Here is a 13,294-nt window from a genome sequence, read left to right as displayed (position 1 = left end):
GTTAGCGAGTTAGCAAGTTAGCGAGTTAGCAGCGCACACTGATATTTAATCATTTCACGTTAACTATAAAAAACTAAGGCGTAACATATAGTTACGCCCCAATCTGACTTCGTCCATAATAAGGCATCCATACCTACGCCGAAGCTACCATTTTTATCTATCCCCTGAACGGGTATATATCCAAATACACCCTCACATTGCATCTATGCAATATCCTACACATCCTAGTGTTATCCTCTTTGCCTACCTGGCCGTCCTGCGTTTCCAAACGCTCCTATTACTTCCTGTAATATAATCCTTTGGGCTATCCTTATCATTAGCTCCGCTAATGTACTGCATCCTCGCAGTGTCCTAACTCATCCTTGCATCCGTGTTAACTTGTCCATTTGCTTCCTGCTAAGCATCTTGCTTAATTGCCATAATCCGTTTCCTTGGCAGCAGCTCATTCATTGAGTCTGTGTCGTCTTGACAAAGTAAAGTTTAAAGCAAAATGGACTCAGCGGTAGTCATAAATAATAATAATTTTCATGTAACAAATTTGCAAAAACAATTTTTTTACTATAAAACAGTTTGTTACGATGAAATCAATCATGATCACAGCGATATAAAAGGCTTAAGCGCACGATAATGTGAGACATCTCCTACAGTGACATTTCCATTATGGCGCTTTATCTTAAATCAATGCTATTGAGCTGATTTAAATAGCAGTTCACCTTGTACATTGTTAAAAGTCAGTTGTTGTAAGTGCACAAAACCTTCACTGGCAAAAAACGCGGTATGTTTATCTTGGGTTACAAATACAGCCATACCCGATGCAGCTGGATTACCGCTAACTAAATCATTCAAGCCACGCAGTAGATGACGGCCGAGGCCTTCACCATGAAAATGAGGATCAACTGCGATAAAGGCTAAAAAATAGTAATTTCCTTGTGCTGCGAGCGCATTACGGATCGTTTGCTCTTTTTCAATTAATTGATTTGTTTGCAAATAGCCAGCACTAAGCATTAACTTTAAACGCCAGTGCCAATAGCGCTGTGCTTGCAGCTGACTTGATGATTCGAATACACACGCAACCGCTTTTAAACGATCATTTTTATATAAACCAATCAGCGGCTGTTTTTCTTGCCAAAAAGTACTGAGCTCTTCACGGATCAGAGCACGTAATTTTTTTTCATAAACGGCTTTATTCGCCTCACTATAATTGAGCATTGGTTGCAATAGCGGATCATCATGATAAGCTTGATAGATTAAGCTCGCAGCAATACTAATGTCTTCTGCAGCGATATATTGAACTCGAAATGTCTCATTTTCAGTCTCAACTGTCATAGCTAGTCCTTTTTATTATTTTGATTTTTGTACATCAACAACTATAGGTATATTCCTATCTGCGTTAAAAGGCAAATTCAGCGGGTGTTAAACTCTAACAACCCATCATAAAGTCCTATAACTGTTACCATCAAGGAGCATGACATGGATACCACTAAACACGATATCAATACATTATTCAAACAACTCGGCTTACCAAGCTCAGAGACTGAAATTGACACTTTCATTACTGCTCATTCATTACCTGCCACAACATTATTACAAGACGCCCCTTTTTGGGATCAAGCACAACAACATTTTATTGCTGAATCATTAGCAGAAGATGGTGATTGGAGTGAAGTGATTGACGAACTGGATGTACGTTTACGTCAGCAGTAAAAGTATTTGGCTACGGCCAACCACCTGTTATTATACCCGGCGCAGCACATGTTAGTGCTATGCCTTACTTTAAAGAGTTTAAAAATCGAATGAATGCTGTTGTTTTTGATGCAATTAAAGCCCTTCTTGATGAAGGCAAAATTCCTACTGTAGCTTTAACTAAAAGTAAACTGACACAACCTATTCCATTGCCTGTTATTATTGCTGCTGTTAGCCAATATAAAAATAACCCTGATTCTATCCATAATTTAGCAAAACAACCTCAGCAAAAAAGTGAGACTGTAGACAACTCTAGTCAACTTGATCGCATCGAAGCAAAACTAGACCGCTTACTGGCACTACTTGAAAAATAATAAATTAGAGATCCATCATGTTTGTTGTTGATTTAACGTTTGATTGTTACCAAGATACGACCCTTGAAAATGCCGAACAAGCGATAAACCGCTTAGTTAATGCACTGCGCTTTAATGGGCAAATAATGGGAGAAGAATTCCCAACAGTATTAAAAGATGGCTACTTTGTAACGCGTGTTATGTGCCCCACTGATGATGCAATGCACCCGCTGAACAACAGTCCATTTGTAAAACACAGCATTGATAAATTACATAGCGCTGGATTGCTGGCACCAAAAGTAAAAGTGATCGGCCAAGATATTCACTCTAATGGTGCAGATGAGTGTCATGAGCCGTCCAGCTATATTTTATATACAACCTATGTGCATACATGTAGTCCGCTGTATTGCGGTGATGATTTTTTACCCGTTCCGTTGTTTAAAATACCCGCGATTGCCAATGGTGATTATAAAACTTTAATAAAATGGCAAGAAGACTGGCAAGCTTGCGACCAAATTCAAATTAATGGTGCAACGCGTTGTGAATTTCCTGCATTAGATGAAATATCAAACATTGATAGCGATCTTTCTCGTCGCGGTAAAGATATTGCCAAACGTGTTAGCTTTTTAACTAAAAAGCCAGTTTATTATTATTTGTATCGGGTTGGTGGCAAAGACAAAGCATCTGAGCTTGAACGTAAATGCCCAGGCTGTAATAACGAGTGGAAGTTACCTGAATCATGGTTTGGCTTATTTGATTTTAGATGTGAACCATGTGGTTTAGTGTCTAATATATCGTGGGATTTTCAGTAATAAAACAAAAGGGAACTGCAGTTCCCTTTTTTAGCATTGTTATATTTCAAGTGCTGCAATAAACTCTCCAAGATTAGCCGCTAAGGTATGATGCGGTTTCTTTCCGACATACTCCAAACATACTTCACCTGAAGAAATTAATACTGATACTAATAAATCGTCTTGATCCGTTAAGCCTATAAATACCGTTGGCTCTTGCTTAAGCTTACGCTTCATCAATACATGCCCGGTTATATTTTGCTGCAGTAAATCAAAGTCATCTTCATTCCAAGCTTGCAGTAACTCCACGCTATGTTGGTTTATTTTGGCAGTAATTGCTCCTGCGAAAAACGCGCCATAATACTCATTCAGTGCTTGTGGAAACTCAACCTCAAGGGCTGCTGCTAAATCAGTTAAAGAGCCTGTAGGACTGCGACGCGTCGCCTGCCATTGGATCATACCATTTGCATCCGCACTGCCAACCTCACAAGGGCTTGACCAATCACTGTCGTGCTCAATACATGGTAATGAATCTGTCTGCTCTAACTGGCGCTGGGCAAATCGTTGATGAAGTTGTTCTAATTCTGTAGCAATACTCATACTGTGAAACTCATAAGCTTTAGGTATAATGGCGCTATTGTAACTATAAAAGACGTAACATGACAGATTACAGCAATTCACCTGAACTAAAAGGCAGCGTACTTGGCCAGTCAACCGAGTATGTAGATACCTACACACCGAGCTTATTGTTTCCGATCGCACGTAAACTTAACCGCGATGATTTAAACATTGATGAAAGTGCCTTACCCTTTAAAGGTCAAGATCTTTGGACTGGCTATGAGCTGTCGTGGTTAAACGCAAAAGGTAAACCTGTGGTTGCCGTGGCCACCTTTGAATTTCCTTGTCAAAGTAGCCATATCATTGAATCAAAGTCTTTTAAGTTATATTTAAATAGCTTTAATCAAAGCCGTTTTGATTCAATTGATGACGTACAGGCTATTCTAACTGCGGATCTATCGACAGCAGTAGCAAAGCCCGTCAATGTTACTTTGTACAGCCCGAGTGATTATAACTGTTTACCCTGTACGCCGTTGCCTGGTGAGTGCATTGACGACTTAGACATTGAAATTGATAACTACCATTTACATGCTAACTCTTTACAAGCGATCGCGACAAATACAGTGACTGAAACACTGCACAGTCACTTATTAAAATCTAATTGCTTGATCACCTCACAACCTGACTGGGCGAGTATTATTATTCGCTATACCGGTGAGCAAGTATGTAAAGAGTCTTTATTGCGGTATTTGATTTCTTTTCGTACTCATAATGAGTTTCATGAGCAATGTGTTGAGCGTATTTATTGTGACTTAATCACGCAATTGAAGATTACCAAGCTTGAAGTTTATGCCCGTTACACCCGACGTGGTGGCCTTGATATCAACCCATATCGATCCACAGATCACGATACAATACCATTTAACGTGAAAATAAACCGCCAATAATAGTCATTTTATTGTATAGAACCCCGAGCCCGCTCGGGGTTAATTTTCAACTCGCTAACTTTCTAGCTCACTAACTCTTTTAGTTGGTATTGACATACCGCATACATCAACATAATTAGGCGTTTCTACAAACCATGCTTCACTGCGATTTTGACGCGCTTTAATCAACATTTTAAAACTATTAGAATCTGTTTTTAGCATCTTAAATTGACTCAGGTCCTCTTTGCTTATATCAGCTAAAACTTGCAGATCCGTTATTGGATTAAATTTCTCTCCTGCTGTTTCTATGCGTGAGAGCAGATTAAAATGAGCCATGCCTTCTAGCACCCGGCCAAATACGGTAATATTTCTATCTAAGTAACGAGGTCCATGACCTAATGTGACATAAAACTCAGTGCCACCGCTGTTAATATCATTATCCCTTGCCATCGCAAATATACCGTTACAATGTACTTGCCAAGTTTGGGTTTGCGCTTCATTTTGTGCCACTGCAAAGCCATTTAAAAACCCCGTGATTGCAGCGTAACCATCTTCTCTATCCAGTTCGGTAATTTTAAGTGCCATTTTAGTCGCTAAATAAAACTCAGCAGGTACAGCTTTACTTGCAGTGTTAATTACTTTTTTACCACTGGCATCACCGCCTTGGGCTACAAAACCTTCCACAAAACGGTAAACACTCAAACCTCTATAAAAGCCTTCACGAGCAAGTTTTTTTATATTCTGTGTGTGTTTTGGTGCAAGTAATGGATTAAGTTCAATATACGCCGCGCCCGAAGGTAGAGTAATTTTAATGATATTATCAGTGTCTACCATTCGCCATTCTGATGCGCTTACATTACTCATTACATCACTGACTGTTGGTTGTTCAACCGTGTTTGCCACGCTTGTTTGACTCAAGATTAACGCAACCGCAGCTAAGCATGATTTTTTCAACATATCCCACAACTTTTTTTATTATTAGTGGTGCTACATTATTGGGTTAAGGTTTTTTTATCAAGCCAAAATTGTTGTTGCTGAATCGGCGCACTGCGCGGCAATAAGGGATTGCGAAGCTGAACAATTAGACGATTTTTTAAATTAGCTTGCGCAATAGTGATAGCAGACTTACTTAATACCAGTGCGAGTAACTCAGCAGGATAAGGATGACCTTCGGCTTAGCTAACACTTAATTGCGTGTTAGCTAAGCTACTAAAAGAACAAAATAAATAAGCTAAAATATAGGCTCTCAATGCATCATGACCATTAATCTAAATCGAATTTATAAAGAATATCAACATTTTGATACAGGCCACTGGTGATTTCAATGTATAACTGCGACAGTAACTGATAGCGTACAGCCACTTCACTAAGGGAGTCAAAAATCCCCACACTGTATTTCACTTGAATGCCTGGCGCAACGTAACCCGAAATTTCAACTTTGGTTTCCTCGCCGCTACCCTTAGAGCTCAAACTCACATCAGATAAACCAAACGTTTCACCAACTTTAGAAACCATTCCTTCGCTGCGGCTCACCCCTTGCGATAGCAACAACTGAGTTAACATCGCATCGGTTGAGCTATCACCTTCACCTAATGGTTGACCATTTAACAAGTAAGCGAGTGATTGTGCTTGATCCATTGCAGGCTCTGAAAACACTTTGAATACAGGCTGGTCGATATTGCCTGTTAAAGTGATCCCGGCAATAACATCATTAGCTGTATTGGCTGGATTACGGATCGCTTTAATATTTAAGTACGGCTTATCAATTGGGCCACTAAAACCAATTTGCCCGGTGCGAATTATCAAATCTTGACCAAATGAACGATATGTCCCTTGTCGTAAATTCAATTCACCGGTGGTGATCATTGGCGTTTGTTGATCCATTTTAATCGCTAAATCACCTTCAATTTTTGACTCCAAACCAAAAGATTTTATACGCACATCGTTTTCAACAATTAGCTTTAAGTTTATATCGTAATCAAAAGGCACTGCTTGCGTTTGCTTAGTCTGCTTATCAATAATAATCTCATCATCACTGACTCGCACAGCGCCTTCTGGTAACTCTTCGATTTCTATTCGACCATACGGGACAACCACTTGCCCTGCTAGTTTAAAAGCATTATCAACTAAACTTATTTTTAAGTCTGGGGAGATCTTAAAAATCACTCCTTGCTGCGCACGCACATAAAACTGCTCACCAAGTACCGCTAAGTTAACTGCAGGTTGAGTCCCTTGCCAATCAATATCACCGGTCAGTGCTAAGTCACCGCCTTCAGCATCTTTTAACTGACCCTCTAAGGTCGCTTTGGTTTTATCAAATGCGATACTAATATTTGAATCCACAATCGCGACTGGAAGTTGCTCGCCTTGTAAATTCACGTCGGAAATCTCAAGTTCACCATTTAACAATGGCGCACTGAGCGTGCCAGCTAACGCAATTTGCCCGCTAATACTGCCTTTTAATTGCTCTAGAGTACCCATAAAAGGCTGTAAATCGGTTAATAAAATCTTATCAATCATAAGTTGACCACGAAGCAATTGCTGACCAGTTAAATCTTCAGCATTGAGGTCAGCACTGATATCACCAATCACACTAGAACTTAGACGAGCCTGCAATTGTGCATTTTGTTGACCCGCGGTGGCGTTAAGCGAAAACGTTTCTATTGGTAAACGATAGCGCTTATCTTCATTTATAAGCGTAGCCGCCAAATCATGTGAGCTAATTGCTGCTGTTAAAGTTTGTAATTGAGTGTTTTGCCAATTCGCATTTAGTTGGCCGTTCAAGCCCCCTTCGGTAATAATATTCTCAGGTAATAAATGTTTTATTTCGGCTAGATCAAAATTATCCAGTTGCGCTTTAAACTGACCTTGTTGGTTAGTTTGGCTAAGCTGCTCAACGCAAAGTTTGCTATTGTCACTTTTCCAGCAATGTTGCTGCACCGAAAAATCGCCATTGTCGATATTAAATTCAATTGCAACCGCCGGTTGTGTGCTAACACGAATAACATTATCAGTAAGTAATACATCACTGACACGGCCTTGCCATACTTGATTAATAAATTTACCAGCAACTTCAAATTGAGCTTCTCCGTCAGCGGCATCTAAATTAAGTTGCAGTTGATGATCAGCTTTATCACCTGCAGCTGCTATAGTAAAACTGTTGATATGACGACCAGATACGCTCGCATCGGTGAGTTTTAAACTCACATTGGTTTGCCAATCAGCGGCATAATTAAAGTCTGTTTTGAGCGCTAAATGTTCAATCGCAATATCAGCAAAGCTTAAATGACTGATGCCAACATCTAAATTAACTATCGGCTCCAATCGTTGCCCAGTTATCGCAAGCTTACCTTCACCAACGCCGGTAAATTCGAGTTCATTTTGCTGCGCTTTATTTAAATGTAACAGCCCTTTAATATTCCACTGCTTAGTGATATCACCAGATAATGTAAGTTTATTTTCACCACTGGCAAGCTCAAACTTATCAATACTTGCATACAGTGAGTTATTTAAATCAAAGTCTGAGGCAAAGCTAAATGGTATATCGTTCAGCGTACCAGCTAGCTGAGTATTGGTCATTTTCAGCTGCCATTGCTGCTGCTTAGCACTGAAAACACCGTTAAATTGCCCTGAAAGATCACTTGTTAGCGCATCTGTTAGGTACTGGGCTTTCAAATGAGTTAATTGCCCTGAAAACTCACTATGGATACCTTCATCCCAACGCGCAGACGCTGTAATAGTGGCTTTACTCTCGTTCGCTAACAATGACAAGTCATCGACGTGGATCTGGGTTAGGCCACCTTTAAGAGAGGACTTTAACTGTACCTTTGGGTATGCCGCCAACTGACTTTGTGCTATTAGCTGTAACTTATAATCATCAGCATTACCTTTGCCAGTTAACTGCACATCACTAATCTCTAAAGCGTTGTTATCTACTTCAAGCTGCCACTGAGTAATATTTGCATTGACTGAAAAAGGAAAGTTTATCGTTTTTAAATCTGCGTTTATTTTTGCACTTAGCGGATATTGCCCTTGGGTGATTACATCTAATTGCAAATCGTGTAAATCACCATCCACAGCCAAACTGAGCTGATGCTCTGGATTGTTAAGAGTTATTTTTGCCGTAACCGGCGTATCATCAACTAAGGAGGCTTTTAATTGGCTACTCAAATGCCATTGCAAATAGTCAGCACTGAATGAAGGTAATATCAGTTGATTTTTTGCAATTGAGAAAGCACCTTTAATATCTGTAATTTCATGACTTTGCTCACCCTGTACAATCGTTACTTTCGATACCAATAATTGCTCAAGTGTTGCTGCAAGCGGCGAGCTAAAATGGATGTCAGGTAACGCCGCAAGTGCAGTTAGTGGTTCGCTAGGAGGTGATTGAGTCTCTTTGAGCAGCACATCAACTTGAGCAATTGAGAGTGATTTTAACGTCACAAGGGATTGCTCTGCCGAGGCTGACAGCGCAAATTTTGTCACTGTGACATCAGCGCTGGGATGAGCAAGCTTAAACGATGCAATTGCGATACGTTTAATCGAAATTGCTATCGGTAAACTGATTTCATCAGTACTACTGGCAACTGGCAGCTCTGGAACAGTCGCTTCATCATCAGCTAAATTTTGTGAAGTATCGGGCAATACCAGTGCCATGCTCTGCGCACTTATATTTTCGATGCAAATACCTTCACATCCCCACCAATATAGATCGATTTTTAGGTTTTTAGCATTAAAATCTAAGCCACCTTGTTGAAACCGCACATCAAATGAATCGTTATATAAAAAACGGCCATTGTTAATATCTATGTGTAAGCCATCGACTAGTTTGTTTGCGGTATAGGCAATCAACTGATTACCCGGTGCTGTAAATAATAAACAAAATACCAGCACGAATACCGAGGCAAGAAACACTGTGAGTGCGGTGATGATTTTTTTCATTCTTGACATTAAATTTCAGGCCCTATGGTAATACTTAATCGTGTACTGTTACTTTCTTTAGTGAGTCCCCACGCGTGATCAATTCTCACAGGGCCTACTGGTGTTAAATAACGAATACCAAACCCAGCCCCCACTTCTACACGGTCAGTAAAGTCATTGGTCGCTGTACCGCTGTCTACAAATAAGGCTGCTCGCCAACTTTCTGCAAACTGGTAATTATATTCAACAGTACCTGTAATTAGATATTTACCACCAATCAAACGACCGGCTTCATCTTCAGGTGATATTGATTGATATGCAAAACCACGTACGCTTTGATCACCACCAGCATAAAAACGCAGTGAAAATGGTACGTTATCAATATCATCAACCAACATTGCACCAATATTTGCTTTTAAAAAAATCAGATGTCGGTCAAGGTATGTTTGCAACCAAGCATTTTGTATCTGCATTCTGACGATATTAGTAGTTGAAAACATGTCCTTTAAGCCAAACTCTGCCGACACCAGCCATTGATATCCTGATGATGGTGTTGTGCCTCCCTCGGTAACTTTTTTAGCGTAACTGAGCCCGGGCATTAACATTTTTGAGCTTTGCTCTGTATCGCCAATTCGGTATGTTTCACGATCGCGGCGTAAAAAAGCGGTACGAACCCAGTTATCATTGGTCAACCATTGCCGTTGTAGTTGCCCTGTGAGAATTTTACTGTATACGTCGTTAGTTAACTCATCTTCTAACTTGTAACCAACAGAAAAACGCCATAAGTCATCATTTGGATCATCAACAGGGACAGTGTAACCAAGTGAAATATCTTGCTGACGCTGTGACACATTTAAGTTACTTTCAAGGTAGTGGCCATTTTCAGTGATCCAAGGCTTAGACCATTTAAAACGCACTTTGGGCCCCAGATCTGTACTGTAGCCGCCGCCTATTTCATAACTATTGGCAGGTTTGTGTAGCACGTCAACCCTAATAGGCACTTGCTTATTTGCACGATTAGAAATATCAGCGTAAACACGTACGCTGGCAAAATAAGGAGTGGTTGAAAGCGCTAAGTTATACTCAGATACCAAGGTTGCTTTATAAGCTTCACCTTGCTGAAATTTTGCAATAGAACGGATGTATTTTTCAGCTCGAGTTTCTTCACCTAAAACTAACTCACCAAATTGATAACGAACACCGGTGTCGATCGTTAGGATCACTTCAGCACTGTTATTCTTTAATGAAATTGCGAGTTGGTGTGCTAGCCATTTAACATCAAAATATCCTAACTCAAGCAATTGCCCTTCAATTTTTTTACGCGCCGCATCATAGTTACTGTGATTTAAAATATCCCCTTGATTTAAATTAATAGTGTTGATGCTATGCTTGAGTAGAGGGTCATCTTTACCATCACCTTGGACAGTAATACGTACGTCTGCAATTCGTGTTACAGGTCCGCGCTCAATAGTGGCCACTAAGGTTTGTGTTTCATTATTATAATTTAACTTAATGGTCGGTTTATAATAACCAAGTGCTTTTAAACTACTCGCCACTTGTTTTTTTGCATGACTTAACAAAGTACTGGTTGCATTGTCACCTTCTAATTGTTTTAAGTACAGCGCAACGTTTTTTTCAAGATCGCCCTTAATACCATTAATTTCATAACTAGTTACCACTTGCGCAGCTGCAAATACATGAAACGAAAAAAATAAAAATAAACCAACCGCAAAGCGAGTTAATATCCAACTAGGCAAGTAATTTCCTTACTTAAAAACAATTTACCGATAATTATTGAAATAGTACCATATTGAAGTCACTTCACGCAGTAACTCAAATGTGAAAATTAGTACGCTTATGTGCTTTATTTTGGTTACAATAGTCGATACTAATTTGAAATAATTTTATTGAGTTTTTAAATGCACTTTCCTGATGATGACAATGGCCAACTTTTAGCTGAAATCGCCGCTGCGGGTATAGATTTGGCCCAAATGCACAAAATTGATTTCTATATTTTATTTGAGCAAAAAGTAGATGCCGAAAAGTTTGCCACCGCGATAGCCAAAGATGAACTCTCCCCTGCCACCGAATTAGTGCAATGCACAGACACCGGTATTTGGGAAGTGGTAACTCAGGTCGAGATGGTGCCAGATCACACTTTACTTGGCCAAACAGAGCAATATTTAGAAAGTATTGCAAATGGCTATAACGGTTATGGTGATGGCTGGGGATTAATGGATGGCGACGACGCCTAAGTCTAAAATCAGTTAAGCTTATTAATAGCTTAGCTGATTTGCCTTTCTGAAGTTACCTTGATAATCAAATAGTTTATCGGCAACCTTCCAGCCATATTTTTTACTCTTTCTAGCAATAACAAAATCCGGTGCAACAAGCTGCATCTGTCCAGCAATAACTTGTCCAGCTGACTTATATTCTGTGGGTGTTTGACCATTAGCAGTACGCTGAGCAAATTGTTTATTAAACGCATAACGGGCGCCGGACTTTGAGAAATCATAAATTTCATCGCAACTAGCACCATCTTCATCATAATAAGTAACTTTAATAATATGTTCGTTATTTGCAAGGCTAACAACACTTAAACCACTGCAACGTAATACCAATGCATCTTTTAAATTTAATGCAGCACGTAGTTTATCATCAGGATCAGCCATTACCTCATGGCAAGACTGGCACTGACGTGCGGCAATATCATTTTGCGCACCACACGCTTCACATTCTTTAAAGCGAAAACGGTAATCACATTGCTCTTTTGAGCCATCATCATCTTCGAGTAAACCTTGGCAGCGACGGCCAAAATGCTCAATCACTTTACCTTGTGTATCGGTTTTTCCCCAAAATATATTGGCAAAACCACAACCCGGGCAAAGTACTTGTACAGGCTCGTTATCACTATCGCCTTTTTTACTTCCTACTTCGGGGTAAAATAAGTCAAAGCCATTACCTGCATAATCAATTACCAAACACTCGGTTTTCCCTTCGCTTAAACGCAGGCCTCGACCAACAATTTGTTGGTATAAACTAACCGACTCTGTCGGGCGTAAAATAGCAATAAAATCAACATGAGGCGCATCAAACCCGGTGGTGAGCACCGATACATTGACTAAATACTTTAGTCGGCGCTGCTTAAATTCCAAAATAATACGGTCACGTTCAGCGTTAGGAGTATCCCCGGTGATCAAAGCCGTTTGTTGTTCAGGCAAATAACCATAGACTTCTTTTGCATGCAATACGGTCGCAGCAAAAATCATGATCCCTTGGCGTTGCTCGCTGTACTGAATAACTTGCTGCATAATAGCTTTGGTTGCTCTGCTATGCTTTTCTAGCAACTGGTTCATATCATCGGCTGTATAGCGTCCGAAGGAATCACTTTGTAAAGAAGAAAAATCATAATGACTGATCGCCGCATCCACTTCCTTTGGCGCAGTCAAATAATGATGCTTGATCATATAACGCAGGGGTAGTTCAAAAATACATTCTCGAAATGGACTCGCTTTATCGCCTCGAACAAAACCATGATAATGGCGATAATAAACCCAGCCCATTCCCATACGATAAGGCGTAGCGGTAAGCCCAAGTACTTTTAACTGCGGATTATATGCTTTTAGCGCAACGATCACTTTTTGGTACTGGCTATCTTGCTCACCACTGACACGGTGACATTCATCTATGATCACTAACGAATAATGTTCGTTAAGTTGCTCAAGATTGCGTGACAGCGATTGGATACTGGCAAACGTTACTTGATGTAGCAATGACTTTTGTTTTAAACCCGCAGAAAAAATACTCGCCTGAAGGCCAAAGCTTTTATATTTTTCAGCATTTTGCTCAACAAGCTCTTTGACATGGGCAAGTACTAAAATTTTCTTTCTGGCAATTCGCGCTAACTCAGCGATCACCAAGCTTTTACCTGCACCCGTAGGTAATACAATTAAAGCAGGATCTGAGGTTTTACGAAAATGAGCGACAGTGCGATCAACCGCTTCTTGTTGATAGGGTCGTAGTACATACGTCATAGTGGCAACTTCGAAGGGGTCAACAAATA

11 protein-coding genes are annotated in these 13,294 nt (G+C 40.0%); 5 read left to right on the top strand and 6 right to left on the bottom strand.

The annotated features are described in order from the left end of the window. Positions 1-684: 684 nt before the first annotated feature. The gene (locus tag H5200_RS12875; protein ID WP_182717947.1) at positions 685-1,326 is read right to left on the bottom strand and encodes a GNAT family N-acetyltransferase; all 642 of its coding nucleotides are present in this window, start codon (positions 1,324-1,326) and stop codon (positions 685-687) included. A 144-nt stretch (positions 1,327-1,470) separates the two neighbouring features. Here H5200_RS12875 and H5200_RS12870 point away from each other — a divergent pair, with 144 nt between their 5' ends. The 3 genes from H5200_RS12870 to H5200_RS12860 all read left to right on the top strand — a co-directional run bounded on the left by H5200_RS12870 (position 1,471) and on the right by H5200_RS12860 (position 2,848). After that, the gene (locus H5200_RS12870) at positions 1,471-1,704 is read left to right on the top strand and encodes a DUF2789 domain-containing protein (RefSeq protein ID WP_182761626.1); all 234 of its coding nucleotides are present in this window, start codon (positions 1,471-1,473) and stop codon (positions 1,702-1,704) included. Between the two features lie 89 nt (positions 1,705-1,793). Then, positions 1,794-2,057: a hypothetical protein gene (locus H5200_RS12865; RefSeq protein WP_149982925.1), complete on the top strand. Its 264-nt coding sequence runs from the start codon at positions 1,794-1,796 to the stop codon at positions 2,055-2,057. A 17-nt stretch (positions 2,058-2,074) separates the two neighbouring features. After that, positions 2,075-2,848, top strand: a complete 774-nt coding sequence (locus tag H5200_RS12860; protein ID WP_149982924.1) for a Zn-ribbon-containing protein — start codon at positions 2,075-2,077, stop codon at positions 2,846-2,848. Between the two features lie 39 nt (positions 2,849-2,887). Here H5200_RS12860 and syd read toward each other — a convergent pair whose 3' ends face one another. Then, positions 2,888-3,427: a SecY-interacting protein gene (gene syd / locus H5200_RS12855; RefSeq protein WP_182731911.1), complete on the bottom strand. Its 540-nt coding sequence runs from the start codon at positions 3,425-3,427 to the stop codon at positions 2,888-2,890. A gap of 59 nt (positions 3,428-3,486) precedes the next feature. Between syd and queF the strand changes: the two genes are divergently transcribed. Beyond that, positions 3,487-4,332: an NADPH-dependent 7-cyano-7-deazaguanine reductase QueF gene (gene queF, locus H5200_RS12850; protein ID WP_182761625.1), complete on the top strand. Its 846-nt coding sequence runs from the start codon at positions 3,487-3,489 to the stop codon at positions 4,330-4,332. A gap of 54 nt (positions 4,333-4,386) precedes the next feature. Here the strand turns inward: queF and H5200_RS12845 are convergent, their stop codons facing one another. The 3 genes from H5200_RS12845 to H5200_RS12835 form a co-directional block, all read right to left on the bottom strand. Further along, positions 4,387-5,268, bottom strand: coding sequence for a peptidylprolyl isomerase (locus H5200_RS12845; RefSeq protein ID WP_182717944.1), 882 nt, complete (start codon positions 5,266-5,268; stop codon positions 4,387-4,389). Positions 5,269-5,574: 306 nt separating this feature from the next. Beyond that, the gene (locus H5200_RS12840) at positions 5,575-9,261 is read right to left on the bottom strand and encodes a translocation/assembly module TamB domain-containing protein (protein ID WP_182761624.1); all 3,687 of its coding nucleotides are present in this window, start codon (positions 9,259-9,261) and stop codon (positions 5,575-5,577) included. Continuing rightward, positions 9,261-10,976, bottom strand: a complete 1,716-nt coding sequence (locus tag H5200_RS12835; protein WP_404936145.1) for an autotransporter assembly complex family protein — start codon at positions 10,974-10,976, stop codon at positions 9,261-9,263. Before H5200_RS12835 ends, H5200_RS12840 begins: the two co-directional genes overlap by 1 nt. 174 nt (positions 10,977-11,150) lie before the next feature. Here H5200_RS12835 and H5200_RS12830 point away from each other — a divergent pair, with 174 nt between their 5' ends. Then, positions 11,151-11,486, top strand: a complete 336-nt coding sequence (locus H5200_RS12830; protein WP_182717941.1) for a ribonuclease E inhibitor RraB — start codon at positions 11,151-11,153, stop codon at positions 11,484-11,486. Positions 11,487-11,507: 21 nt separating this feature from the next. Here H5200_RS12830 and H5200_RS12825 read toward each other — a convergent pair whose 3' ends face one another. Continuing rightward, positions 11,508-13,265 (bottom strand): DEAD/DEAH box helicase, encoded by a 1,758-nt coding sequence (locus tag H5200_RS12825; protein ID WP_182740007.1) that lies wholly within the window; start codon positions 13,263-13,265, stop codon positions 11,508-11,510. Between the last annotated feature and the right edge of the window lie 29 nt (positions 13,266-13,294).

Source organism: Pseudoalteromonas sp. SG43-7, from assembly GCF_014164295.1.
Classification (GTDB): Bacteria; Pseudomonadota; Gammaproteobacteria; order Enterobacterales; family Alteromonadaceae; genus Pseudoalteromonas; species Pseudoalteromonas rhizosphaerae.
The sequence above is the reverse complement of the archived record's forward strand: the minus strand, read 5'-3'. Positions and strand labels throughout refer to the sequence as shown.